The sequence below is a fragment of the Campylobacter sp. IFREMER_LSEM_CL2151 genome, from assembly GCF_025771725.1.
Classification (GTDB): domain Bacteria; phylum Campylobacterota; class Campylobacteria; order Campylobacterales; family Campylobacteraceae; genus Campylobacter_D; species Campylobacter_D lari_C.
On sequence record NZ_JAKMQT010000007.1, the window covers coordinates 61074 to 87039 of the forward strand.

Consider the following 25966-nt stretch of genomic DNA (forward strand, 5'->3'; position numbering starts at 1 on the left):
TTACACCATATATGACATTTGATGAAGTTTTATAAGTTGCTCATAAAATTCTTTATCGCTTCGATATTCTAAAATACCATGCGTAGGGAAAAGATTGCTATAGATATTTTGTTTATTATGAAAGCGATTTGGAAAAAGCTCAGATAAAATCAAAGCTGAAATTTCTCTTCTTATAAAAACTGCTGGTGGAATGATACCAAGTCTGAGTAAATTTTTTAAAGAATCGCCATGATATTTCATATGATGATGAGCTCCATGCGGGCATGATTTAGTGCTTACTATCATTTTGCACTCATCACAAAATACAAATTCAGGAAGTATGGTTACTTCTATATTATAATCTTTTGCAAAATCATCAAGCACAGTAAAGGCTCTGTTTTGGTTAAAATACATTCCAAGCCCTGCGTGATTTTGTCCTACAAAAAGTTTATTACAGTCAAAACTTTTAGCCAAAGCACACTCAAGCACCGGATTTAAATGCGAGGCAAAAATTTTGATATTATGTAAAGGTATGAGTAAAACCCTAGAAGATGGTAAGTAATTTTGTGCAAAAACATCAAAACAACGCTTTTTAAGTTTTAAGCTCAAACCGTTGCTTTCATAAGATTCTATAAGGAAAATAATCACTAGATCAGATTGCTCTATAGCCCATCTTAAAATTCTCTCATGTGCTCTGTGAAAAGGATCAAAACTTGAAACAATGGCAGTAATATTGGAAGGATTGAGTCTTTTTTTGATTTTTTCAAAATCTTCTTTAATAGCTTTGATATGGTTATGATAAATTTCAAATTCACCACTAATGCAAGTTTTCCCAAAATCATCAATTAAACAAGCATTGGGTCTAAAAATATCATTGCTGTTTTTATCATTTTCAAATTTACTTTCTAAGATGATATGTCCTATGGTTTTATCATTGCAGATAAAATCTAATTTATCGCCAACTTTTGCATTTTCTAAGATTGTATTATTTTCTTTTGTGCTAGCGGGTGCAAAGGTTAGAGTGTAAGGAATTTTTTGATTATGGATCATTCCAGTAGCTAGAACTTCATCTCTTTCTTTTTGGTTCATCAACTTAGTAAAAGAACCAAAAATTCCTTCTTTGATAAAGCATAAAACCTCGTATTCTTCTTCTGAGATTATAATGCTATTTTTTCTTTGTAATGCCATATTTTTTCCTTTTTTCCCATAAGGACTTTCTTGAAATTCCTAACTTTTTAGATAAATCTGTATCAGGAAAGACATTTTGATAACTAATGATAATATGCTTAACATAATCATCAATAGTTAAAATCCCATTGCTTTCAAAGCTTTTTTCATCTTCATTTAGTTCTAAAATTTGAAATTCACTATGTTCAATATTCGTACTTGTATGTATAATAACAGCTTTTTTTAAAGCAAGATTTAACACTTTCTCTTTTTCTAAAGGTTTTAAGGTTTGAAAATTGACTAAATAATATAAAGAATTATCCTTAAAAATCTTATCTAAATTTTGTTGGTGTGAAAGATCTATATAAATATTTGCGATATTATGCTCATTAGTATAATTAAACACAAAATGATCGGCAAAAATTTGATTGTTGGTTTTTAAAATCAAAGGTAGTTTGAATTTTTTATAATCAAAAGTTGGTAATTTTGCTGTCTCAAATTTATGTTTTAAGTAAGATTGATAAGTATGATTTAAAATACTTATTTTTTTAAATTCTTGAAAATGCTTTATTTTACGCATTAATTCTTCTATCATGAAAGGCTTTTGTATATAATCACTCGCGCCAGCTTTTAATGGTGCTAAAACAGTATCTGAGCTTATGTAAGATATAAGTAAAATAATGATTTTATGCTTAAAAATTTCTATAATATGTTCAAAATTAGCCATACTAGTAGAAAGTAAAATGATTTCATAATCATGATGAGCAAGTTCATTAACATTTGCGATAATATCACAATCATAACCTATAGAATTAAGCTTTGAGCCTATACTTTGAGCTAAATAGAATTCATTTTCTACTATTAAAACTTTCATAATTTCATCCAATCAAAATATTTTAAATTTACACTTGCTAAAACCGCAATGCCTTCTTTTCTTCCTACAAATCCTAGATGTTCTGTGGTGGTAGCTTTGATATTGATTTTATTAGGCGTAGTTTTTAATGTTTTAGCGATATTAAAAGCAATAGCTTCTTTAAAATCTTTCATCTTAGGTGTTTGGGCTATGATAGTAATATCAGCATTTACAAGCTCAAAACCATAGTTTTGCACCAAAGTATAAGCATTTTGCAATAAAAGCATAGAATCGGCGTTTTTATACTGCATATCATTATCTGGGAAAAGTTCGCCAATATCTCCAAGCCCTGCTGCACCCAAAAGCGCATCAATTAGCGCATGAGCTAGCACGTCTCCATCAGAATGAGCTTTTAAACCCATATTTTCATGCACTTTTACTCCACCCAAAAGCAAGGCTCTTTGCTCTCCAAATTCATGCACATCAAAGCCATTTCCATTAAAAATATCCCAAGATGGTTTTGGTAAATTTAAGCTTTTTAAATCTTCTTTAAAGGTAATTTTTTTAGCTAACTCATCACCTTGCACATACCAAATTTTACCACCAATAGCTTGTATAGCTGTACTATCATCAGTGAAATTTGAGCTTTGCTCTAAAGCTTTTTTTAGCATACTCGTGCGTGAAAGTTGAGGGGTTTGTATGAGTTTGATTTTATCTCTATCGATAGCTTTTTGAGCATAAATTGTAGTATCACTTACTTTTAAAACAGGTGTAATACAATCAGCTTTGTCATGGTTTTCTATGATATTATTAAAAAGGTTTTTAGAAATCAAAACCCTTGCAACATCACTGACTAAAACATATTCACTCTCAACCATACTTAAAGCATTGAGTAAAGATTGTGCTCTAGTTGTACCACCTTGGATAAATTTATATTCAGGGGCAAATTTTTTCATATAAGAAATATTACCAGAAGTAACAACTATTTGTTTAAAAGGATAAAAAGAACTTAAATTTTTAGTAGCATAAAGCCATAAAGGTTGTTCGCCTAGTCGTAAAAACTGCTTTTTTACCGGAGCATTAAATCTTGATGATTCTCCCGCAGATAGCATAATCAAGGAAATATCTAACATTTGTTACACCTTAATTTCTTATTAATGTTACGATATTATACACCATAAAAGCCAAAATTTATATTTATGTTAGTAGAATTAATCATTTTAAATAACAAGGAGAAAAATTGAAGGAAAAAATCGAAGAAAGACTAAAACAAGTTATATATCCAGGCTTTAAAAAAGATATAGTTAGTTTTGGTTTTGTAAAAAAAATTGAAGCAAATGAAAATCAAGCTCATATAGTGGTTGAAATCGTTTCAGCTAATGCTCAAATTGCACAAGAGCTTAGACTAAATATTGCAAACGCTTTAAAAGATTTGAATTTAGAGCTTAATTTAGAAATCATTCAACCAAAAATTCCTGAAGAAAAAAGCAATTCAAGAAGTGGTAAAAATATCGCTCCACAAATTAAAAATTTCCTTATGATTTCAAGTGGTAAAGGTGGAGTAGGTAAAAGTACTACAACTTTAAATTTAGCGATTTCTTTAGCTAAAATGGGCAAAAGAGTAGGGCTTTTAGACGCTGATATTTATGGACCAAATATACCAAGAATGCTTGGCGAGAGTAAAAGCAAACCCGAAATTGTAGGTCAAAAAATTCGTCCTATTTTATCTCATGGGGTTTATATGATGAGTATGGGTGTGCTAATAGAAGAAGGAAAAGGTTTGATGTGGCGTGGCTCTATGATCATGAAGGCAATTGAGCAACTTTTAGCTGATGTGCTTTGGCCTGAACTTGATGTATTATTGCTTGATATGCCTCCAGGAACGGGTGATGCACAAATTACCCTAGCTCAAAGCGTACCAGTGAGTGCAGGTGTGTGTGTAAGTACTCCTCAAGTAGTATCTTTAGATGATAGCAAAAGAGCGCTAGATATGTTTGAAAAATTACACATTCCTGTTGCGGGTATTATAGAAAATATGAGTGGCTTTTTATGCCCTGATAATGGTAAAGAATATGATATCTTTGGTAAAGGCACTACAGAAGAAATGGCAAAAGCTTATAAATGCGAAGTTTTAGCTCAAATTCCTATCGAAATGAGTGTAAGAGAAGGTGGAGATAGCGGTAAGCCTGTAAGTTTTTATATGCCTGAGAGTGTAAGTTCAAAAAGATATTTGCAAGCTGCTGAAAAAATTTGGGAATTTATAGAAAAAGTTAATCAAGAAGGTAAAGTAGATAATTCAGCTATTCAACCTATAATGAATGGCAAAAGCGCGTGCTCGCAATAAGGAGGAAAATATGCCAATAGAAAGTAAAGAAGAATTTTTAAATTTAATCAAGCAAATCGAACAAAGGATTAATTATAAAAAGCCTAAAGCTTTTGCTATAGCAAGACTTGATCTAAGTCAAGTTGATCCTAATAAAAAACTTCAAGCTAATTTTGGTGTGATTAATTTTGAGCAAAATTATGCCGCTGCAGCTGTTATGTTTGAAGCTTTTTTTAGAAGAGGGGTTGATGTTGATTTTAATGAAAGTGAGTTTGTGGCTACTTTAATTAAAGAAGATTTGGATTTTGCACTTGAATGCTTTGCGCCATTTTTGCAAGAGCAAGGTCATAAAAATATAGAAGCAATCAAAGCAGCAAAGGAAAATTTTAGAGAAAATACTTTTTCTTTTGTTTGTATTTTTGAAGATGAAGCGCCAAAAAGTTTAGAAAGTGTATATTTAAAACTTTACTTGCTTTCCAATAAAAAAGTACCTTTAAGAAGCTTAAATTTAACAGGTGCTTTTGGTATTTTACCAAATGTTGCATGGAGTGATAATAAGCCTATTGATTTAGACTTTTTAAGAGAAAATGAGATTGATTTAAAAATGAGTGGAAGATATCCAAGGATTGATTATGTAGATAAATTTCCAAGATTTTTAGCCCATATCATTCCTGAGGATAATACTAGAATTTTAGAAAGTTCTAAAGTAAGAATGGGGGCGGTTTTAGCTGCAGGTACTACTATAATGCCAGGGGCTGCTTATGTGAATTTTAATGCAGGTACAACTGGAGCTTGTATGGTAGAAGGACGCATTAGTTCTTCAGCCGTTGTGGGCGAAGGTAGCGATGTAGGAGGCGGTGCTTCTATACTTGGTGTTTTAAGTGGTACAAGTGGTAATGCTATTAGCATTGGTAAAGCTTGTCTTTTGGGCGCAAATTCAGTTACGGGGATTCCTTTAGGAGATAATTGTATCGTTGATGCAGGCATTGCTGTTTTAGAAGGGACTAAATTTGCTTTAAAAAATAAAGAAGAACTTCAAAAAATCAACCCTGATTTTAAATTTGATAAAGATATATATAAAGGTTTAGAATTAGCAGGATTAAATGGCTTACATTTTAGACAAGATTCTCAAAGTGGAGTGATGATAGCAGCTTTTAATAAAAAGGCTGTAAAACTTAATGAAGATTTACATTAATTCTTAGCCCTTATGGGTTAAGAATTTTAAATAATTCATGTAGCTTATAAATACACACGCTAGGGTGATGTTTAATGCTTCCTGTGTGTAGTAAAATCTCCTTGCTATCTTTCTTATAAAGCTTTTGCACAAAATTAAAATTCCACCATTTGTAAGTTTTGAAATTTAAATTATGGGTGGTATTTATATGAAAATTTATATAAGAATGATTTTGAAAGTTTTGGTTTAAACCAGGTGCTTGAAAGGCATAGACTTCTTTTGCTGCGCTAGAAAAGGTTCTTGCAAAAGCTTGAGCTAGATATCCTCCTAAAGAATGCCCTATGATGATGAGCTTTTTATCAATGGTGTATTTTTGTTTGAGTTGATTGTAAAAATACTGCATGGATTGAATTTGGCCTTTTGGAGTTTTGTTAAGTAAAATCAAAAAATCACTATAAAGATCTTTAAAATCAAAACACAAAGGATTTAAATCACTTCCTGCAAAGGCTAAAATATAGTTTTTTCTTTTTTTATCATAAATAAAACTAGCTCTAAAACCCATTTTAGATTGAGGGTGTGTTTCATTGACGTGCTCAAGTATTTCATAATTTTTTATAAATTTTAAAGCTAAAAATGCATTGTTTAAACCACCTACGGGGATTTTTTCTTTTTTATAAAAAGGATTAGTTAAAGCTTTTATAATGGCTTTGTGTTTTTGCAAACCTTCTTTTTTCAAGCTTTGATTTAAATATACATTAGCACAATAAGCTACCAAACTATAATCATATAATTTTTGCAATAAATCGATATTTTTTTTAAAATGAGCATAGAGTTTTAATAAGAGTAGTTTTTCTTGGGAAGTTAAATTTGTTTTTTGACTTAAAGCAATAAAGCTTTGCAAGTCAAAAAACATTATAAATTCTTACATAGAGCAAGTATTTTGGATAGTTGAATTAAGCATCCAAAGAACTTTTTCATACTTTGCAATATTTTCTTGAGCAAATGCTGCTGTTGTAGTATCGCTTGCTTTTTCAGCTTCTTCATTTAGCTTTTTAAATTCACCCAAAAGATATTTATAATCTTCTCTAATAAGCTCTAAAACTTCTACTGGAGTAAAGCAATCTTTTTGAGCTTTAGGTGCTTTTGCATTTTCTAGTAATGTTTTTGAGCAAACGATAGCTTTTTCTCCTAGTTGTAAAGCTCTCTCAGCGCAATCATCAAAAAGTTCTGCCATTTCTTCGTAAGCTTTTTCTGTATATTCATGAATTGAGAAAAACTGTAAACCTTTTACATTCCAATGATAATTATGAAATTTAATCCATAAACTATGAGCATCCGCTTGTAATTGTAATAATTGTTTTGTTACTGACATGTTATCTCCTTTTTTATTTTTAAAATTATAACATAAAATTCTTAAATAATAATTATTATTATCTAATAAATTTTAATATTAGTAATTATTATATTTTCATTATACTCTTTTTTTACAATAAAGCAAATTTATTTACTTAACATATTTTTGAGTATTAATTTTCCTACCTCTACGCCAGGTTGATCATAAGTATTAATTCCAAGCATAATGCCACATGCAGAAGTAAATAACTCATAATAATACATCAAATACCCACAATGATAAGCGTCTAATTTTTCAAGCTCTATGACATCAACACTTAAATTTTCAGCAATCAAAGCATGCATGGTTGCATCACATTGCGCGTTTAGAAGATCATGCAAATTAACCTCATTAGTAAAATCACAATTTTGCAAATGATTAAAGCTTATATTTGGGATACTAGGAGATTTTTGACTATCTTTGATTTTTAAAAAAGTAACAGTTTTATCTTTGGGTCCATCCATGATAAGTTGCAAAAAGCTATGCTGATCTCTAGCGCCAATTAAAGCAATAGGGGTTAAACCTATGCGTTTAAAGCCTTGTTTTTTACCTAGACTTTCGGCAATTAGTTGAATATACCATTCATTAAAGCCCTTAAAAGCATCTCCATAAGAAAAAAGCACATTAATATGCGCACTTTTATGCGTGCAATAATGATAAGCCTTTTGCAAAATTTGATCACATTTTTTCTCAAAAAAATCCACATAACAAGCTTTTGCACCTTCTAATAAGGCTTTAGTATCATAGCCACAAAAGCTCAAAGGAACAATACCAATAGCAGATAAAACACTAAATCTACCACCGACATTTTTAGGTATAAAAAAGCATTTTATGTTTAATTCTTCACCTAGTTTGTGAAGTTTTGATTCAAAATCTGTAATAAATACAAAATTTTCATGCAAATTTTCATTTTTAAAATCAAAATGAGCAATGATGAGTTTAAATAAAGAAATCACCTCTATAGTTGTACCTGATTTACTTGCTATAATGAAAAGTGTTTTTTGGGGATTTATTTTTTGCATAGTTTGGGTAAAAGTATGTGAGGAGGTATTGTCAATAATAAAAAGTTTTTTTTCTTCTACTTGATCAAATAAAAGCTCTTTTAAAGCTTTAACCCCACAACTTGATCCACCCATACCTACTAAAACGATATTTTCTATATGTGTTTTAGTAGCGATAAATTCTTTACTTTCTTTAATTAAATCAAAGCTCGTATCTACTAAGTGATAATACCCTATATCGCCACTTTCTAGCTCATCATTCATTCTATTTGCATAAGCGGTGATTTTTTTAAAATCTTGGGTTTTAAAAAATAAAGTATTATTTAGCATTTTTACTTTTCTCATAAAAATAATTTGTCGCTTCCACAAAGCCTTCTACGCTTCCACAATCAAATCTTTTTCCTTTAAATTTATAAGCTAAAACCATATTATTGGTTGCTTGTGAAAGTAAAGCATCGGTTAGTTGAATTTCTCCATTTTTACCTGCTTTGGTATTTTCTAAAATGCCAAAAATATCAGGCGTTAAAATGTATCTTCCTATGATAGCTAAGTTACTTGGAGCATCTTTTGGATCAGGTTTTTCTATCATAGAATTTACCATGATTAAATCCTCCTCCACAGCATTTCCAGCTATAACCCCATAGTTTGAGACTTGATCAGCTTCAACCTCCATCACGGCTATAACAGAGCAGCGGTATTTTTCATAAATTTTTACCATTTGAGCTAGGACATTTACCCCATCTTCATTTACGCATAAATCATCTGCTAAAATTACCCCAAAAGCTTCATCTTGCACTAAAGGCTTTGCTTTTAAAACCGCATCTCCTAAGCCTCTCATTTCATTTTGTCTTGTAAAAGTAAAAGTACAACGATCTATGAGTGTTCTTATTTCACTTAAAAGATATTCTTTTTTAGTGCCTGCGATTTGGTGTTCAAGTTCATAAGAAATATCAAAATAATCCTCCAAAGCTCTTTTTCCACGCCCTGTAACAAAACCCATAGTTTCCATACCAGCTTCTAAAGCTTCATCCACACCATAGTGAATTAAAGGTTTTGTCAAAATTGGTAGCATTTCTTTAGGTAGGGTTTTTGTAGCAGGTAAAAATCTAGTACCATAACCTGCTGCAGGAAAAATACAAGTTTGAAGCATAGTTTATCCTTAAATTTTTATAAGTTGTTTTGATTATAATTTTATTTAAATATTATAACTAATTTAAGGAAAAAATGAAAACCATTGATCAAATTTATCAAGCAAAAATAGAAATCAAAAAATCAACTTTTTTGTCTTTTTTATGTCCTTTTGAAGATTTTCAAACTTTAATGCAAAAGCTAAGAAATGAGCATTTAAAAGCCGTGCATTTTGTATATGCTTATCGGTATTTAAATGAATTTGATCAAATCATAGAAGATAAAAGCGATGATGGTGAGCCAAAAGGAACTTCTGCAATGCCTTGTTTGAATGTCTTAAGAGGGGCTTTGCTTGTTAATTGTGCGGTGATTGTGGTGCGTTATTTTGGAGGGATTAAACTTGGCACAGGCGGTCTTGTAAGAGCTTATAGTGAAGCTACAAATGAAGCTATTTTAAACGCAACGCTTTTAGAATTTGAAGCTAAAAATATTTTAAGTTTAAACATTCCTTTTCATCTTTATGCAAGATTTGAGCATTTTTTGAATAAAAATAACATTTCTTATGAAAAAAAATTTCAAGAAAATGTTGAATTGATTTTAAGCGTTAATGCAAAAGAAGAAGAGGAATTTAAAAAATTTGCAAAAGAGTTCGAATTTAGCGGCCTTGTTTGGAAGTAAGCGTTTGCTTACTTCATTTTTATAAAGAACTTAAAAGATCTTTTACCATATCTTTTTGTGGCTCTTGTTTTTCTTCTATATTAGCTTGCATAGGAGTTTCGTTTTGTCCTCTAAAACGATAATTATAAATATTTGACATATTTGAGCTAAAAATTCCTGTGCTAAATTGATCTTGACTCATAGCTTTTGAAAAAAGCTCATCAAGTTTTATACTTTGCTCGTTTAAATTTTCACTATTATTTTGACTAAGTAAAGACATAAAGTCTTCATTAGCTCCTTGAGTGCTTTTATAGGCACTACTTTGACCATATCCATACTCTTTAACCGATAAATTATCATGGTTAACTTGCATGTTTTCTCCTTTCAAAATATTACAAGGAAAAAACAAGCAAAAATTATTCCTTAATCACCATGAGTTGGGTAGTATTCAGCTTCTATTTCATTGTTTTTGATAAATTCTTCTCTAGCTTTATTACAGCGTTCATCTCTTAGTTTTCTATAGGCATTTCTACTTTCTAATTCTTGAGAAGTTAAAGGGCGATCTTCTAAAAATGAAATGTGAAAATAAGTATCATCTTCTTTGCTGAATTTTTCATAAAATTCAACATAGTCAAAATAATCTTTTTCGCTTTGAAAATCAATACTTTCTTCTACATAAATAGTTGGGCCAAAGCCTCTGTGATTTTGAGTAAAATGTCCAAAACCAGCTGCATATTTTATCTTAAACGAATTCATTCTAAACCTCCTAAAAATTCGTCATAACTTCCTTTAAAGTCTGTTAGTTTTCCATCTTCTAAAAACCATATACGATTAGCAAAAGCGCTAATTAGCTCTCTATCGTGGCTTATGCATATCACACAACCTTTGAAATTATACAAGGCTTCACCTAATGCAATGATACTTTCAAGATCTAAATGATTATCCGGTTCATCTAAAAGTAAGAAATTTCCACGCTCTAACATTAATTTTGAAAGCATTAAGCGGTGTTTTTCACCTCCACTTAAACTAGAAGCCATTTTTTCTTGATCGCTTCCGCTAAAGAGCATTCTACCAAGACATTTGCGAATTTCATCCAAATCTTTGAATTTTTCACTCATTAGCCATTCATAAAGTTTCAAATCTTCATTAATTAAATTGGTTGTATCTTGTGAAAAATATCCCATTTCTATGGTAGCACCAAGGTGGATGTGGCCACTATCAGGTTCTAATTTTGATGCGATGATTTTAGCCAAAGTGCTTTTCCCAACACCATTTGCGCCAATTAAGGCTATTTTATCACCTTTTTCTAATTTTAATTCTAAATTTTCAAATAAAGTTTTATCATAAGCTTTGCTAATACCTTTTAATTCTAAAACTTCATTTCCTATTTCTCTATTTGTTCTAAAAACTATGCTAGGATCACGCCTGCTTGAAGTTTTAATCTCTTCAAGTTCAAGTTTTTCTAAAGCTTTAGCCCTACTTGTAGCTTGCTTAGCTTTTGAAGCATTAGCGCTAAAACGACGTATGAAATTTTCTAATTCTTCTCTTTCTTTTAAGGTTTTATCACGTTTGAGTTCAGCTTGTTTAGCAAGTAAGGTTGAAGCCATGTACCAATCATCATAATTTCCAGCAAAATCGCGTATTTGTTTAAAATCCACATCTAAAATTCTTGTACAAACTTTATTTAGAAAATGTCTATCATGGCTAATTACTACTAAAGTTCCCTCATGTCTTAAAAGCTCATTTTCAAGCCAAGAAATAGCTTCTAAATCAAGGTTATTTGTAGGCTCATCTAAAAATAACACATCAGCACCTAAAAATAACACTTGTGCTAATAAAACTTTAAATTTATCCGCACTTTGTAAAGTACTCATGAGAGCATTAAAATCTTTAATATTTAAAGAACTAAGAATTTTTTCACATCTAAGCTCACAATCATAGTTTGGATCTTCTTCTGCTGTTATGATTTCAAGCTCGCTTAATCTATCGTTGATTTCATCGGTAAATTCTTCACTCATATAAAGTTTTTCTTTTTCTTTTAGTGCATCGTATAATCTTTTATTTGCACACATTACCGCATCTTTGATAGTGTAGTTTTCAAAAGCAAATTGATCTTGTCCTAATACAGCGATTTTTAAATTTGGATCTATACAAATTTCTCCACTGCTTGATTCTATTTCGCCTGAGAGAATTTTTAAAAAGGTTGATTTTCCTGCGCCATTTGCGCCTATAAGTCCATATCTTTCACCACGGTTTAATTTTAAATTTACATCTTCAAATAAAAGTTGATTTGCAAAACGCATAGTGAGATTTTTTACTTCTACCATTAATATCCTTAAAATATTTTTGCTATAATTTTAACAAAAAAAGGTTTATTATTTTGGATTTTTCGTATTTATTGTTAAAAACATTGCCTAGTATGACTTTGGTTTTTAATATCTTAGCTTTATTTTTAGCTTATTTTTTTAAGCAAAATAAGATTTTTTTCTTACTTTTGTTGATTTTATGTGCTAGAGCTTTATCTTTAGTAGCAAGTGAATATCAAGCGCATTTATTTATTTCGGTATTTTTACCTTTTTCTTTTGTGCTTTTTGTGTTTTTGCAAGATAGCAAGCTTGTGTTTGAAAGAATTAATCTCATTAAATTTGCGTATTTAGCCTTTATGGGTTTTGTAGCGTTAATACTTAGCACAAGTACTAATTTTAACGCAAGCATTACAAGTGAAATTTTTGGTCTTTCAACGCAATTTTTTAAGCCTATTAGTGAGTTAAGCTTTTGTGTGTTTTGGGTGGGAATGATATTTTTATTATTTTCATATTTTAAAAATAATGATTTTCATTTTTTGCTAGCTTATATGGGCTTGAGCGTGCAATTTTTATTTTATAATAATGTTGATTTGGGTTATTATGAATTTGCTTCTTTGGTATTGATAGGATTTTTAGCCTATAAAGCTTATAAAATAGCCTTTTTTGATACTTTAACCAATTTGCCAAATTTAAAAGCCTTAAGAAGATATGCCCAAGGGCTTGAAAATTTTCATTTAGCCTTGATTGAAGTAAAAAATATCAATGAAATTTATCATCAAAAAGGCTCAAAAATGGGCGAGTTTATAATGCATGAGTTTGCTAGGATTTTAAAAAAAGCCTTACATACTAGGGTTTTTAAAGATGATAAGGATTATTTTATCATTGTATTTGAAAATGAAAGTATGGCTTTTGTGCAAAGCAAACTTCAAATGCTTGAAAATTTTATGCAAAAATATAGTTTTGAATTTAAAGATCAAAATGCAAAATTAGAAATTAAACTTTGTTTATCAAGCAAAAATGAAAACATAGAAGAAAGTTTAAAACAAGCAAAATTAGAACTTAGAAGACAAAAGGATTAAAATGTTAGATTTGATTTTTAGAGAGTATGATATAAGAGGGCTTTACCCAAGTGAGTTAAATGAAAAAAGTGTAAAAGCCATAGGCTATGCTTTGGGTTTAGAAATGAAAGCAAGGGGTTGTGAGAAGGTAAGCGTAGGTTATGATGCAAGATATAGTGCAAATGAACTTTTTAATTATTTAATCAGTGGTTTAAATAAAGCTAATATGCAAGTTTTCAATATAGGCTTAGCACCAACTCCTATGGGGTATTTTAGTTTGTTTTTTGATGATATTTTTGATGCAAATATCATGATAACAGGCTCACATAATCCAAAAGAATACAATGGCTTTAAAATCACGATTAATAAAGAAAGTTTTTTTGGTGCTGATTTGAAAAAGCTTTCTTTAACAGTGCAAGAGTATTTAGAACTTGAAATCAATGATGATTTAAGATATGAAAATTATGATGTTAAAAGCTTATATATAGACTTTTTAGCTAAACATTTTTCACATCTTAAGGACTATAAAGAAAAAATCATCATTGATTGCGCAAATGGAGCTACTGGAGTGATTATAAAGCCTTTGGTGGAAAAATTAAATCTTAATGCGCAAATTTTATTTGAAAATCCTGATGGAAATTTCCCAAATCATGCGCCCGATCCAACAGAGCTTGAAAATTTACACGCATTGCAAGCTGCATTAAAAGAAAATGAAAATGCAAAAATGGGCTTTGCTTTTGACGGAGATGGAGATCGTTTAGTAGTCGCAAGTAAAGATTATGTATTTAAGGGTGATGAGCTTTGCTATTTATTTGCTAAAAATATAAAAAATCCTAGAGTTTTAGGTGAAGTAAAATGTTCTAAAAATCTTTTCGATGAGGTGGCTAAATTTGGTTTTATCATGATGGGTAAGACTGGGCATTCTAATATTAAAAAAATGATGAAAGAGCAAAATATCGACATAGCAGCAGAACTTAGTGGGCATATTTTCTTTAAAGATAGATATTTTGGTTATGATGATGGAATTTATGCATTTTTAAGAACCTTAGAGCTTTTAGTGAATGGTTTTGATATAGAAAAATTAGTTAAAGAATTGCCAAAACTTTATGCAAGTGAAGAGATTAAGCTTAAGGTTAGTGAAGAAAATAAATTTCAAATCATAGAAAAATTTAAAGAAAAAGTAAAAGCAAACGCTTTTGAAAATGTGCTTGATTGCAATGAAATTGACGGAGTTAGAATCACCTTTAAAGAAGGTTGGGCGCTTTTGCGTGCTTCTAATACAAGTCCATATCTTATCATGCGCACTGAAGCTACAAGTGCTGAATTTAAAGACTTTTTAGAAGCAAGAGTAAAAGAACTTTTCGAAGAAATCATAAAAGAGCTTGTATAAGCTCTTTTATATCAATATTTTTTGTGTATAAATACGCTCTTAAGAGTTTAGGGATTTTTGCTTTTCTATAAATTTCTTTAAATTCTTTTGGCATTTTCTCACAACTTACAAAAGGAAAAATCAATACTTTTTCTTGTATATAAACAATGCCTATTTTATGTGAAATCACTCCATCGCCTTTTAAAGCTTCTTGTCTTTGTTTGGCACTTAAAAGTACTCCAAGTTTTTTAAAACATTTTGCGATTAAACTTTCATCTTTATGAGTAATGTAAATATTTTTAAATTCACAAATATTTTCTTCTTTTAAGTCTTTTTCTAGGTATTTAAAGCTCTTTTTTACTCCATTTGGATAAAGCTTTAAAAACTCATTAGCAAAGTTTTTGCGTATGAAATTTCTAAAATATTTTTCATCATCATTACTCTCATCATGAAAATAAGTGATATTGTTTTCTTTTAGATAGTTTGAAATTTCTTCTTTTGGAATTTCAAGCAAGGGTCTTATGATGGTAAAATATTTTCTTTTTTCAATATCTTTAAAACCAAGTAATTCTCTAAGCCCTGCACCTTTGGAAAATTGCATTAAAAACCATTCTAGTTTATCATTTAAATGATGAGCTAGTAAAAGATTATCATAAGAGTGATTTTTGCAAAGTTCTTCAAAAAACTCATAACGCAAAGCTCTTGCGCAAGCTTCGAAATTTTTTGTTATCTTGGGTGCAGTTTTGATGTAAATTTTTTTATGAAAACGCTTGGCTAATTCTTTGGCACTTTGTTCTTCTTTATCGCTATTTTTGCGAGTTTTGTAGTTTATAAAAGCAAGGTCAAAATCTATATTTTTTTCTAAAAGCATGTAAAATAAAGCACTAGAATCACTCCCATGAGAAAATGCTAAAAGATTTTTCCCTTGCTTTAAATGATTTAAATATTTGCTATCAATCATCAAGCTTTCTTAAGGCTTTTGCAATGAGTTTTTTATCTAAGCTCTGCGTGATTTCACACTCATAAAGCTCACCCATCTCTAAATCGCCACAATCACTTTCATTGATGAGAATTTCTCCATCTATATTTCTATCCCAACGCAAATCTTTTGCACCGATGAAAAATTCTCCTTCAGAGCTTTGACCTTCACAAAATGCTAAAATCTTTTTACCAACTTGTTGATTAAAGCTTTTTTCTATGCAATCATCAACAATTTTTTCTATCACTTTTAATCTTGCATTGATGATTTTACTAGGAATTTGTTCCATGTCAAAAGCTGCAGTATCTTCTTCTTTAGAATAAGCAAAAACACTAATTCTATCAAAACCAAATTCTTTTATAAAAGCGCATAATTCTTCAAAGTCTTCATCACTCTCTCCAGGGTGTCCTACTATAAAACCTGTGCGTAAAAATGAATTTGGAGCTTGTTTCATTAAATTTAAAAGCTCGATTAATTTAGCTTTATTAGCCCCGCGTTTCATGATTTTAAGCATATTATCACTGATGTGTTGTAAAGGCATATCAAAATAATTTACAAAAACTTTTGATTGAATGATTTTTTCTATCACTTCTTTGCTAATACTTGTTGGATATAGATATAAAATTCTAGCAGCCTTTACACCTTGGATATTTTCTATAGCTTCAATAAGCTTTAAAAGTCCATCTTTTTGACCTTGATCAAACAAATACGAACTTGTATCTTGAGCGATAAAAGAAAAGTCTTTATAGCCTTTTTTAACAAGTTCTTTTACTTCATTTATAATACTTTCTAAGCTTCTTGATTTAAGTTTGCCTTTAAAACTTGGTATAGCGCAAAATGAACATTTTTGATTACATCCTTCAGCTATTTTGATAAAAGCATGATAGTTTGATCCTGTGATTACACGATTGGTATTTTTATCTTGCAAGTAAGTAGAATTTGAAAAAAGATTAGTTTTTTTAAGTATCATTTCATCAATTTTTTCATAATCTCCTACGCCGGTAAAAAGATCAACTTCAGGTAGTTCTTTCATTAATTCTTCGCGGTAGCGCTGCATTAAACATCCTGTTACAACTAACAATGAATCTTTTTTTCTTTGCTCGTGTAAATCTAAAATCGCATTTATGCTTTCTTTTTTAGCGCTATCTATAAAACCACAGGTATTTACAATCAAAACATCAGCTAAGCTTGGCTCATCACAAATTTCATAATCACTTAATCTTCCAAGCATGATTTCACTATCAACTAAATTTTTATTACAACCTAAAGACATTAAAAAAAGTTTTGGCATATTTCTCACTTTAAATATTTTATTTTTTTGCTAAAATTATAAGATTAAATTATATCAAAATTAGAAAGAAAATTTTTATGGATAATTACGAATACAGCGAACTTTTAAAAAAATTAAAAAACAAAGTTGGAAATATCGCTTCTATTATTAAGCCTGAAGAGATAAAAGCAAGATTAAAAGAAATAGAAAATTTAGAAAATTCCCCTTCTTTTTGGAGTGATGTAAAACAAGCAGGAGTGATAGGTAAAGAAAAAACTAAAATTTCAAATTTATTAAAAAACTACGAGAACGCTTTCAATGCTTTAAATGATGCAAGCGAGCTTTTTGATCTAGCAAATAGTGAAAATGACTTAGATACCATAGAAGCTTTATTTGAAGATGCAAACAAGCTAGAAGAACTTATTGTAAATCTTGAAATTTCTATGCTTTTAAGTGGGGAAAATGATGGCAAAAATGCCATAGTTTCCATTCACCCAGGAGCAGGCGGAACGGAGAGTAATGACTGGGCTAGCATGCTTTATAGGATGTATTTGAGATTTTGTGAAAGAGAAGGTTTTAAAGTGGAAACACTTGACTTTCAAGAAGGCGAAGAAGCAGGGCTTAAAGATGTTAGCTTTTTAGTAAAAGGTGAAAATGCTTATGGATATTTAAAAGCTGAAAATGGCATTCATCGTTTAGTAAGAACTTCTCCATTTGATAGTGCAGGGCGTCGCCATACGAGTTTTTCTAGTGTGATGGTTTCACCTGAACTTGATGATGATATAGAAATAGAAATTGAAGAAAAAGATATAAGGATTGATTATTATAGAGCAAGCGGAGCGGGTGGACAGCATGTTAATAAAACTGAATCAGCAGTGCGCATAACTCATATGCCAAGTGGTATAGTAGTGCAATGTCAAAATGATAGAAGCCAACATAAAAACAAAGCAACTGCTTTTAAAATGTTAAAATCACGCCTTTATGAGCTTGAGCTTATGAAACAACAAGATGAAGCAAATTCAAGCGAAAAAAGTGAGATAGGTTGGGGGCATCAAATCCGCTCTTATGTGCTTTTTCCTTATCAACAAGTCAAGGATACACGCTCAAATGAAGCTTTTTCGCAGGTTGATAATATCTTAGATGGAGATATTAAAAAAATCATAGAAGGTGTTTTAATAGCACAAAAAGCACAAGATTAATACTACAAAAGGATATTAAATGGAAAAAATTCTAGTTTGTGTGGATGTTTTAGAGCCTTGTAGGGAAAGTCTGTATTATGGGGTGTATTTAGCTAAAAAGCTAGATTTACCTTTAATGTTTTTATACACTATAGAACCAAATTTTACTAATGCTGAATTAGCTTGTAGTTTTGGCATAGGCGCTAGCGGATGTGTGATTGAAGATTTGGTAGAAGAGCAAAGTCAAAAAAATGAAAATCTTTGCAAAAAAGGGCAAAGAATTTTAGAAGAATTTTGTGCTTATGCAAAAGAACAAGGCGTAAAAGAATGCTTTAGTGTGCAAAGAGATGGAGATTTGGAAGAGGTTTTAAAAGAATACAATGATCAAATAAGATTAGCCATAGCAGGTTTAAAAGGCGGAGGTAAGAAAAACAAAATAGGTATTCATACAGAAGAATTAGTAAGAGCTTTAAATGTGCCTATTTTGCTTGTAAATTCTGCTTTTAAAGAGATTAAAAGTGTGATGATGGCTTATGATGGGAGTAATTTAGCTAAAAAGGCCATAGAGCAAGCCATTAAAAGACCTATTTTTAAAGAAGCAAAACGTTATGTAGTAAATGTATCTAAAGATGAAAAAGCTTCTTGTGAATTATTAGCTCAAGTAAGTCAAATTTTTAAAGAAGTAAATTTAAATGTACAAACTCAGCATTTAAGTGGAGAGATTACTCAAGCTTTATTTGATTTTGGTGAGCAAAATGATATAGATTTATTGATTATGGGGGCTTATTCACATCACTGGTTAAAAAGTATTTTATTTGGTAGTTTGACAAATGATATTTTAACTAAGGCTAAAAAACCTTTATTGCTGATTCGCTGATGTTGCACCATAGACTTTTAAATCATTATATTAACATTTATCATAAAAGCACTAAACAATTTCTTTTTGTTTGGACTTTGCTTGCTATGGTGCCTTTGTTTTGTAGTTTTTTATTTGATGAACTTGCTATTTATGCAACAGGTAAAATTACTTCTGAAATTTTATTTTTAATTTTAAATATTATTCCTATTATGGTGGCTATAGCATTGATGATGTTTTTGCTTATTAGTATTTGGGCTGCTTTTAGTAGTAAGATTAATATTAAAGAAAAATTTTTTATTATTTTATATGCTTATGTTTTGATATGGTTTGCGTATGGGAATTTGTATTATTTTTCTTGCGATGTAGATAATTATAATAGAATGTTAATAGCTACTCAAAAAAATGAAAATTTAGATATTGTGGATTTGCAAGAAAAAATCATAGAAGTGCAGTTTCAAACCCCTATAAGAGGAATTCATAATTTTTGGTCTTTAAATGATGACTTAAAACCTCAAATTCAAAATAGAATAAAAGGTTTGGTTGATTGTTATTATTTTAGCGGAGTTACTATGCTGACGATAGGTTTTGGCGATGTAACACCTGTTAGTTCTTTGTTAAGATTATTTAGCGTATTTCAAGGATTTTTAGGGCAGGTTATTGTTGTTATTGCTATGGGGCTTTGGATTAACCAAGCAGGTAAGCAATAGCTTACCTTGCGATTAATGTTTTATAGCATATTTATTTTGTATTTCTTCATGTCCTAGTATTTTTTGAACATTGCAGTTTTTGTCAATATCTAATTTTTTAACATCATGATGAAAATTAGTACAATTGTGCAATAAAAACGCCATTGTTTTAGCATTGTGTACATCCCATCTTGATAAATCTTGATCAAATTGTTTGCAGTTTTCAAACATATGTGCCATTGTAATGGCATTATGCACATCCCAATTTTCTACTTTATGATTAAATTTAAGACAATTGCAAAACATATACTTAGTATCTTTAACATTTGACATATTCCAAGAAGATAAGTCTTGATCAAAAGATTCACAATCAAAAAACATTCCTTCCATGTTTTCAACATTTCTAACATTCCATTTAGAAATATCATGATTAAAGCTTTTGCAACAATAAAACATATAAGACATATCTTTAACATTTGATACATTCCACTTTTCTATACCATCAAAGTTAGTCCTAGTAGAATAGTAGAATAAATAAGACATATCCGTGATTAAGCTTACATCGATTTCATCTAAGGCAATAAGCTCTTCTCTAACAAGAGCAACTAATTCACATTTTGTTTTAGGCGTAAACATGTTAGCTCCTTTTTTGGTATTTATTTTCTTTCAACGCAATTATAATACTATTTAAATATAAAGTAGTAAAAAATAAATATTAAATTAATAAAAAAATATAAAATACTATAATATGTTTCATTATGAAACATATTATAAATTTAATAGGAAAATTAAGCTAATTGGTATAAAGATTAACCATATAAAAAGAAAAAATGCCATCAAAAATGGTTTAAAACCTGCATTTTTTAAAATATTTTTATGGATATTTACTCCTAAAGCTACCATAGCCATAGAAAGCAAAAGTGTATCTATAGTTTGTATGCTTGGTTTTATATAATTAAGCGCAAAATTGGTATTTAATATTTCAAGTGAGCTAATACCACAAGCAAATAAAAACCACAAAGCAAAATAAGGAATATTTGCTTTAATGGAGATTTTTTCATTATTTTTGCTTAGAAATTTCAATGAAAAAAGACTTAAAAAAATCAAAAAAGGTACTAGCATTAAAACACGCATCATTTTTTCTATGACAGCGCCATCTCCTGCTTGCACAGCTTCACCTGCTGCAACAGCATGTGCAACTTCATGCAAGCTTGCTCCCATGAAATACCCCATTTGCTTTAAACTAAAAAAATCAAACCAACCTAAATTCCAAGCCAAAGGATATAAAAACATCCCCAAAGTTCCAAACACAACCACAGTGCAAACTGCTACGCCAACTTTAGCAGAGCCACCTTTAACAATGCTTTCACTTGCCATCACAGCAGCTGCTCCACAAATACTTGAGCCACTACTTATAAGTATGCTTTCTTTAAGATCAAGTTTAAATAATTTTCCTAGTAAAAGCCCTATAAAAAAGGTAGAAAACACTACTAAAAATGCTAATAAAATTCCATTTAATCCAACTTTTTCTAAATCATTAAAAGTAATTCTAAAACCATAAAGTATAATTCCAAGTCTTAAAATTTCTTTTGTTGCTATGCCTAAAACTCCTGATTTTTTGAGTAAATTTGCATTTTGATGTGCTAAATTTCCTATTAAAGCTCCTAAAATCACGGCTATGATTAAAGCTGAAATTCCAAGATTTTTAAAAAAATTAAGCTCAGAAATAGCAAAAGCACAAAAAGCAAGAGTAAAAAGCAGTAAAAAAGCTTCAAATTTTCTATGTTTATATATATTTTTATGCATGAATTTTTCCTTTTTTTGTTTTTGTAATCTTAATGATTTTTTTATGATAAGTAAAATTAATTTTATTTGATATAATGATTAAAAATATTTATCAAAAGAGTGCTTATGACTTTTAAACAAATAAAATATTTTCAAGCCTTGTGTAGAAATTTAAATTTAAGAGCTTGTGCTAAAGAATTAAATATAACTCAATCTGCTTTGTCTTTAGCTATATTTGAACTTGAAAAAAGTTTAAACACCAAGCTTTTTGATAGAAATGCTAAATTTTTAAGTTTAAATGAAAAAGGAAAAGTTTTTTTAAAACAAATCACTCCTTTAATTTTAGAATTTGAGCGCATAGAAAAAGCAATGCAAGATGATCAAAGCTATGAAATAAGTATGAAAGTGAGTCAAAATGTAGGCACTTATTTACTAGGATCTTTTTTAGATCAAAAGGCAGAAAATATCAAGTTAAATTTGTCTTTGGATAATAGTCAAAATATCATCAAAGATATTTTAGATAAAGAAATCGATATAGGTTTGATTGAAGGGATTTGCAAAGATAAGGATATAAAAAAGATTAAAATTTGTGATGATGAGCTTATTGTGGTGAGTAAAAATGACTTCAAAAAAGATTTTTTTATAGATGAGTTAAAGGATTTTAAATGGTTAAGTCGCGAGCAAGGTTCAGGTGCAAAAGAAGTGTTTTTAAATGCTTTACCTAAAGATATAAAGCTTAATTTAGTTTATGAGTTAAACTCAACTGCTATGATAAAAGAGTTGGTTAAAAAAGGTGATTTTTTAGCAGTTTTACCTAAATTTAGTGTTAAAGAAGAGCTTGAAGTTAAAAGCTTATTTGAAGTGAGATTAAAAAATTTTAAAATTTCAAGAGAGCTTTGCTTGATTTATCATAAAAATAAAGAACCAAGCAAGAAATTTATAAATTTATGTGAGTTTTTAAAACTTTGCGTTCAAAAAGATTTAGTTTAGCTCTTGAATACATTTTTTAAAAAGCTCCCCTCTTTCTTCATAAGATTTAAACTGATCTAAACTCGCACAAGCAGGGCTTAGCAGGGCTACTTCATCATTAGTTAAGTTTTGATTGATTTTTTCTACTGCTTTGGGTAAAAACTCACAAAAATGTGCTTTTAAATTAGCATTTTTAGCATATTCAAGCATTTTATTAGTGCTTTTTCCTACGGCATAAAGTTCTATATCAAGCTCTTTCATAAAAGTAAATAAAGCACTTAAATCCACTCCCTTATCATCCCCACCTATGATAAGATGAATTTTTTTATCCTTATAGCGTTTAAGAGCAGCTAAACTAGCATCAAGGTTAGTTGCTTTAGTATCATTTACCCAAAGTCTATTTTTATGATCAAATATTTCTTCAAGTTTATTTTTTTCTATTTTAAACTCATTTAAAAGCTCATAAGAGCAACGATCTAGTATGATTTTTTCTATACTTAAAGCAATAAGTGCATCAAGTAAAAATGGGGTTTTAAAATGAATTTTTTCTAAGTCAATTTGCATTTTTTTAGCTAAATCTTGCTCATCTTCATAGCTTATAACATAAGCATGAGTTGGATAAGCCTCATACTTTTTAGGTAAAATTACCACATCATTTTCATTCATTCTTTCAAGCACGCTAAGCTTTGCTTGCTCGTAGTTTTCAAAGCTTTTATGCCAAGAAAGATGATCAGGTGTAATAGGTAAAAGCGCATAAATTTCAGGTTTAGCTACTTTGGTGTAAAAAAGTGAAAAAGATGAGCTTTCTAAAATCCATAATTTAGCATTAGCGTCCATTTGTGCTAAAGGAGTTCCTATGTTTGCTCCCATTTGTGCATTGATGTGTTTTAAGAGATGATGTGTCATTTGAGTGGTGGTGGTTTTGCCATTTGTTCCGCTTATCCAAACACTTTTTGGCATACCATCATAAAAAAAATCATACTCGCTACTTAAATTTCTTGCTTGCTGTATGAGAAGATGATCACTTGGAAAGCCAGGGCTTGGAATTTCTAAGTCACTTTTTAAAGGATCAAATTCACAAGGTGGTAAAAGTGTATTGCCAAATTCATCTTTACTTATACTTGTAAAATGATCATCATAAATATCGCAATTTCCAAAACGCTGCGCAAAAGCTTTGGTTGTTTTTCCGTATCCAAAAAGTGAAATTTTCATTATCTTAACTTTATACTAATTAATGCAATGATATTTGCAAGTAAGGCTATCATCCAAAAACGCACGATGATTTTATTTTCTACCCAGCCTATTTTTTCAAAATGATGATGAATAGGTGCCATTTTAAATACTCTTTTGTTAAAGATTTTAAAACTTCCTACTTGCAAGATCACTGAAATAGTTTCTAAAACAAATACAAAACCTATAAGCAAAAGTAAAATTTCATTTTTACTTACTATACCAAGATAGCCTAAAAATGCCCCTATGCTTAAACTCCCGCTATCTCCCATAAAAACTTGCGCAGGATAGCAGTTATACCACAAAAATCCCATAAGAGCACCAACTAAAGCTGAGCTTAGCACCACAAGTTCTCCTAGACCTTGAATTTTAGGTAAAAATAAATAAGAACTATAAATAGCATTTCCACTCAAATATAAAAAAGCACCAAGGCTTAAAAGAGAAAATATAGAAGGCACAGTTGCAAGACCATCAAGTCCATCGGTTAAATTCACAGCATTAGAGCTTGAAACAATAACTAAAATCCATAAAAACAACATAAACATACCACCATCAAATAGAGCATGTTTATAAAAAGGTAAGTAAAATTCAGTATTTATATCAAATAAATATAATAATCCAACACAGATAAAAGCAGCGCTAAATTGCCCTAGAAGTTTCATTTTTGGACTTAGTCCCGCATGATTGTCTTTTTTTAAAATTTTCCCTAAATCATCCACTAAACCTATAGTGCAAAATAATACCAAACACAATAACCCAACAATTACAAAACTATTATTTAAATCAGCACTTAAAACACTTGCTATGATAGTAGCAAAGATAAAAACAAGTCCACCCATAGTAGGGGTATGAGATTTAGCTTGGTGTGATTGTGGAGCGTATTCATAAATAGGTTGATTTGCTTTTTTATTTTGAGCCCATTTAATAAATTTTGGCATTAAATATAAACTCAAAAACAAAGCGATAAAAAATGCAAAACCAGCACGCACGCTAATATAAGAAAAAAACATATAATTTGTATATTCTGTAAGATAAAGCAAAATTTTAACCTTGTATTTGTTTTTTAAAAGCATAATTTTAGTAAAATCACATAAATAAATTATAAAAAAGAGTAAAAAATGAGTCAAAAATGTATTTTGATAATCACAGATGGTATAGGACATAATACAAATTCAAACTATAATGCTTTTTTTCATGCTAAAAAGCCAACTTATGACAAGCTTTTTGAAAATACTCCTAATGTTTTGATAAAAACAAGCGGTTTAGCAGTTGGCCTACCTGAAGGTCAAATGGGTAATAGCGAAGTAGGGCATATGTGTATAGGTAGTGGACGCATTATCTATCAAAATTTAGTCAAGATAAATAAAGCCATAGAAAATGATACTTTAAAAGATAATAAGGCTTTAAAAGAATTATTGCAAAAATGCAAAAGAGTGCATATTATAGGGCTTTATAGTGATGGTGGGGTGCATTCTATGCATACACATTTTAATGCGCTTTTAAAAATTTGTAAGCAAGAAAATAAAGAAGTTTTTGCGCATGCAATTAGTGATGGTAGAGATTGTCCTCCAAATTCAGGTTTAGAATTTATAAAATCTTTACAGGAATTTTGCGAAAAAGAAGGGGTTAATTTTGCTTCTTTATCGGGAAGATTTTATGCTATGGATAGAGATAAGCGCTATGATAGGGTTAAGTCTTATTATGATGCTTTATTTGCTAAGGCACCAAAGTGTGATGATTTTGTGCAATTTATACAAAAAAGCTATGATGAAAATATCACAGATGAGTTTTTAATCCCAGTTATTAGTCAAAACTTTGATGGAATTAAGGCTGAAGATAGTGTGATTTTTATCAATTTTAGAAATGATAGAATGCGTCAATTAGTCGCTTCTTTAACCCAAGAAAGTTTTAATGAATTTCCAAAAGAAGTACTTGTAAAAAATGCTATTACTATGAGTTTGTATGATGAGAGTTTTAAACTACCTGTGATGTTTGAAAAAGAAGAATTAAATAATACCTTAGCTTCTGTAATAGCTAATGCAAATTTAAGCCAACTTCACACAGCTGAGACAGAAAAATACGCTCATGTAACCTTTTTCTTTAATGGGGGAAAAGAAGAATTAGAGTGTAATGAAACAAGAGTTTTAATCCCAAGTCCTAAGGTAAAAACATACGATGAAAAACCTCAAATGAGCGCAAAAGAAGTAGCAGATGAGGTGATTAAGGGTATAGAAAATGGTATGGATTTTATCGTAGTAAATTTTGCAAATGGTGATATGGTAGGACATACGGGTGATTTTGAAGCTGCAATTAGTGCGGTTGAATGTGTGGATGAGTGTTTGGGTAGGGTTATTGCTAAAGCAAGAGAGTATGATTATGCTTTTATTATTACTTCAGATCATGGAAACTGTGAAGCAATGAGGGATGAAAATGAAAATATGCTTACTAACCACACAACCTTTGATGTTTTTGCCTTTGTAGAAGCTAAAGGAGTAGAAAAGCTTAAAGAAGGTATGGGGCTTAGCAATATAGCACCAAGTGTGCTTAAAATTTTAAACTTACCTATTCCAAAAGAAATGGATGAGGCTTTATTTTAATTTAA

Annotated in this window: 26 protein-coding genes; 10 read left to right on the forward strand and 16 right to left on the reverse strand. The window is 30.1% G+C overall.

What is annotated here, in order from left to right:
- From L8V82_RS06280 to L8V82_RS06290, 3 genes are read right to left on the reverse strand one after another with little or no spacing between them, the layout of a single operon-like run.
- A complete protein-coding gene (locus tag L8V82_RS06280; RefSeq protein WP_263724380.1) occupies nt 1-1167 on the reverse strand; it encodes a sulfate adenylyltransferase in 1167 nt (388 codons plus the stop codon).
- Nucleotides 1145-2020 (reverse strand): hypothetical protein, encoded by an 876-nt coding sequence (locus tag L8V82_RS06285; RefSeq protein ID WP_263724381.1) that lies wholly within the window; start codon nt 2018-2020, stop codon nt 1145-1147. Before L8V82_RS06285 ends, L8V82_RS06280 begins: the two co-directional genes overlap by 23 nt.
- Entirely contained in the window at nt 2017-3132 is a 1116-nt protein-coding gene (locus L8V82_RS06290) for a bifunctional 2-C-methyl-D-erythritol 4-phosphate cytidylyltransferase/2-C-methyl-D-erythritol 2,4-cyclodiphosphate synthase (protein ID WP_263724382.1), read from the reverse strand. The genes L8V82_RS06285 and L8V82_RS06290 overlap by 4 nt, the downstream gene beginning before the upstream one ends.
- A gap of 107 nt (nt 3133-3239) precedes the next feature.
- On the opposite strand from L8V82_RS06290, the gene L8V82_RS06295 reads away from it, so the two are divergent.
- Nucleotides 3240-4343, forward strand: coding sequence for an Mrp/NBP35 family ATP-binding protein (locus tag L8V82_RS06295; protein ID WP_263724383.1), 1104 nt, complete (start codon nt 3240-3242; stop codon nt 4341-4343).
- A 10-nt stretch (nt 4344-4353) separates the two neighbouring features.
- The gene (locus L8V82_RS06300; protein WP_263724384.1) at nt 4354-5517 is read left to right on the forward strand and encodes a 2,3,4,5-tetrahydropyridine-2,6-carboxylate N-succinyltransferase; all 1164 of its coding nucleotides are present in this window, start codon (nt 4354-4356) and stop codon (nt 5515-5517) included.
- Between the two features lie 10 nt (nt 5518-5527).
- Here the strand turns inward: L8V82_RS06300 and L8V82_RS06305 are convergent, their stop codons facing one another.
- The 4 genes from L8V82_RS06305 to galU all read right to left on the reverse strand — a co-directional run bounded on the left by L8V82_RS06305 (nt 5528) and on the right by galU (nt 9040).
- Nucleotides 5528-6409: an Mbeg1-like protein gene (locus L8V82_RS06305; protein WP_263724385.1), complete on the reverse strand. Its 882-nt coding sequence runs from the start codon at nt 6407-6409 to the stop codon at nt 5528-5530.
- Between the two features lie 9 nt (nt 6410-6418).
- Entirely contained in the window at nt 6419-6868 is a 450-nt protein-coding gene (locus L8V82_RS06310; RefSeq protein ID WP_039617455.1) for a Dps family protein, read from the reverse strand.
- Between the two features lie 128 nt (nt 6869-6996).
- The gene (locus L8V82_RS06315; protein ID WP_263692529.1) at nt 6997-8220 is read right to left on the reverse strand and encodes a glucose-6-phosphate isomerase; all 1224 of its coding nucleotides are present in this window, start codon (nt 8218-8220) and stop codon (nt 6997-6999) included.
- The gene (gene galU / locus L8V82_RS06320; protein ID WP_039625295.1) at nt 8210-9040 is read right to left on the reverse strand and encodes a UTP--glucose-1-phosphate uridylyltransferase GalU; all 831 of its coding nucleotides are present in this window, start codon (nt 9038-9040) and stop codon (nt 8210-8212) included. The genes L8V82_RS06315 and galU overlap by 11 nt, the downstream gene beginning before the upstream one ends.
- Before the next feature lie 74 nt (nt 9041-9114).
- On the opposite strand from galU, the gene L8V82_RS06325 reads away from it, so the two are divergent.
- Complete coding sequence (locus L8V82_RS06325; protein WP_263724386.1) at nt 9115-9696, forward strand: IMPACT family protein; 582 nt, start codon at nt 9115-9117, stop codon at nt 9694-9696.
- A gap of 19 nt (nt 9697-9715) precedes the next feature.
- Here L8V82_RS06325 and L8V82_RS06330 read toward each other — a convergent pair whose 3' ends face one another.
- The 3 genes from L8V82_RS06330 to L8V82_RS06340 are packed head-to-tail and all read right to left on the reverse strand — an operon-like array spanning nt 9716 to nt 12002.
- A complete protein-coding gene (locus tag L8V82_RS06330; protein ID WP_039617460.1) occupies nt 9716-10048 on the reverse strand; it encodes a hypothetical protein in 333 nt (110 codons plus the stop codon).
- Between the two features lie 50 nt (nt 10049-10098).
- Nucleotides 10099-10431 (reverse strand): hypothetical protein, encoded by a 333-nt coding sequence (locus L8V82_RS06335; RefSeq protein WP_039617462.1) that lies wholly within the window; start codon nt 10429-10431, stop codon nt 10099-10101.
- A complete protein-coding gene (locus L8V82_RS06340) occupies nt 10428-12002 on the reverse strand; it encodes an ABC-F family ATP-binding cassette domain-containing protein (protein ID WP_047207957.1) in 1575 nt (524 codons plus the stop codon). The genes L8V82_RS06335 and L8V82_RS06340 overlap by 4 nt, the downstream gene beginning before the upstream one ends.
- Nucleotides 12003-12055: 53 nt before the next feature.
- Here L8V82_RS06340 and L8V82_RS06345 point away from each other — a divergent pair, with 53 nt between their 5' ends.
- Both L8V82_RS06345 and L8V82_RS06350 read left to right on the forward strand, forming a co-directional pair.
- Complete coding sequence (locus L8V82_RS06345; protein WP_263724387.1) at nt 12056-13060, forward strand: GGDEF domain-containing protein; 1005 nt, start codon at nt 12056-12058, stop codon at nt 13058-13060.
- Nucleotide 13061: 1 nt separating this feature from the next.
- Nucleotides 13062-14429: a phosphomannomutase/phosphoglucomutase gene (locus L8V82_RS06350; RefSeq protein ID WP_263724388.1), complete on the forward strand. Its 1368-nt coding sequence runs from the start codon at nt 13062-13064 to the stop codon at nt 14427-14429.
- Here L8V82_RS06350 and tilS read toward each other — a convergent pair.
- Together tilS and rimO are read right to left on the reverse strand one after the other, a co-directional pair.
- Nucleotides 14410-15372, reverse strand: coding sequence for a tRNA lysidine(34) synthetase TilS (gene tilS / locus L8V82_RS06355; protein ID WP_263724389.1), 963 nt, complete (start codon nt 15370-15372; stop codon nt 14410-14412). The genes L8V82_RS06350 and tilS overlap by 20 nt on opposite strands.
- Nucleotides 15362-16678, reverse strand: coding sequence for a 30S ribosomal protein S12 methylthiotransferase RimO (gene rimO / locus L8V82_RS06360; protein ID WP_263724390.1), 1317 nt, complete (start codon nt 16676-16678; stop codon nt 15362-15364). The genes tilS and rimO overlap by 11 nt, the downstream gene beginning before the upstream one ends.
- 77 nt (nt 16679-16755) lie before the next feature.
- Here rimO and prfB point away from each other — a divergent pair, with 77 nt between their 5' ends.
- Genes prfB through L8V82_RS06375 form a run of 3 tightly spaced genes read left to right on the forward strand, consistent with a single transcriptional unit; the run spans nt 16756 to nt 19401 of the window.
- Nucleotides 16756-17856 carry a peptide chain release factor 2 gene (prfB, locus tag L8V82_RS06365; protein ID WP_263724391.1) on the forward strand — a complete coding sequence of 367 codons (1101 nt, stop codon included), beginning with the start codon at nt 16756-16758 and terminating at the stop codon, nt 17854-17856.
- A gap of 19 nt (nt 17857-17875) precedes the next feature.
- Nucleotides 17876-18712, forward strand: coding sequence for a universal stress protein (locus L8V82_RS06370; protein ID WP_263724392.1), 837 nt, complete (start codon nt 17876-17878; stop codon nt 18710-18712).
- On the forward strand, nt 18712-19401 hold the full coding sequence (locus L8V82_RS06375; RefSeq protein WP_263724393.1) for a potassium channel family protein: 690 nt from the start codon (nt 18712-18714) through the stop codon (nt 19399-19401). The genes L8V82_RS06370 and L8V82_RS06375 overlap by 1 nt, the downstream gene beginning before the upstream one ends.
- Before the next feature lie 12 nt (nt 19402-19413).
- Here the strand turns inward: L8V82_RS06375 and L8V82_RS06380 are convergent, their stop codons facing one another.
- Entirely contained in the window at nt 19414-20016 is a 603-nt protein-coding gene (locus L8V82_RS06380; protein ID WP_263724394.1) for a BspA family leucine-rich repeat surface protein, read from the reverse strand.
- Nucleotides 20017-20148: 132 nt separating this feature from the next.
- Complete coding sequence (locus L8V82_RS06385) at nt 20149-21186, reverse strand: YeiH family protein (protein ID WP_263724395.1); 1038 nt, start codon at nt 21184-21186, stop codon at nt 20149-20151.
- A gap of 105 nt (nt 21187-21291) precedes the next feature.
- Here L8V82_RS06385 and L8V82_RS06390 point away from each other — a divergent pair, with 105 nt between their 5' ends.
- On the forward strand, nt 21292-22155 hold the full coding sequence (locus tag L8V82_RS06390) for a LysR family transcriptional regulator (protein ID WP_263724396.1): 864 nt from the start codon (nt 21292-21294) through the stop codon (nt 22153-22155).
- On the opposite strand, the gene murD is transcribed toward L8V82_RS06390, so the two are convergent.
- Together murD and mraY are read right to left on the reverse strand one after the other, a co-directional pair.
- Nucleotides 22147-23346, reverse strand: a complete 1200-nt coding sequence (gene murD / locus L8V82_RS06395; protein ID WP_263724397.1) for a UDP-N-acetylmuramoyl-L-alanine--D-glutamate ligase — start codon at nt 23344-23346, stop codon at nt 22147-22149. The two genes, L8V82_RS06390 and murD, sit on opposite strands and share 9 nt — an antisense overlap.
- Nucleotides 23346-24404, reverse strand: a complete 1059-nt coding sequence (gene mraY / locus L8V82_RS06400; protein ID WP_263724398.1) for a phospho-N-acetylmuramoyl-pentapeptide-transferase — start codon at nt 24402-24404, stop codon at nt 23346-23348. Before mraY ends, murD begins: the two co-directional genes overlap by 1 nt.
- Before the next feature lie 78 nt (nt 24405-24482).
- On the opposite strand from mraY, the gene gpmI reads away from it, so the two are divergent.
- The gene (gene gpmI, locus L8V82_RS06405; RefSeq protein WP_263724399.1) at nt 24483-25961 is read left to right on the forward strand and encodes a 2,3-bisphosphoglycerate-independent phosphoglycerate mutase; all 1479 of its coding nucleotides are present in this window, start codon (nt 24483-24485) and stop codon (nt 25959-25961) included.
- The last annotated feature ends 5 nt before the right edge of the window (nt 25962-25966 follow it).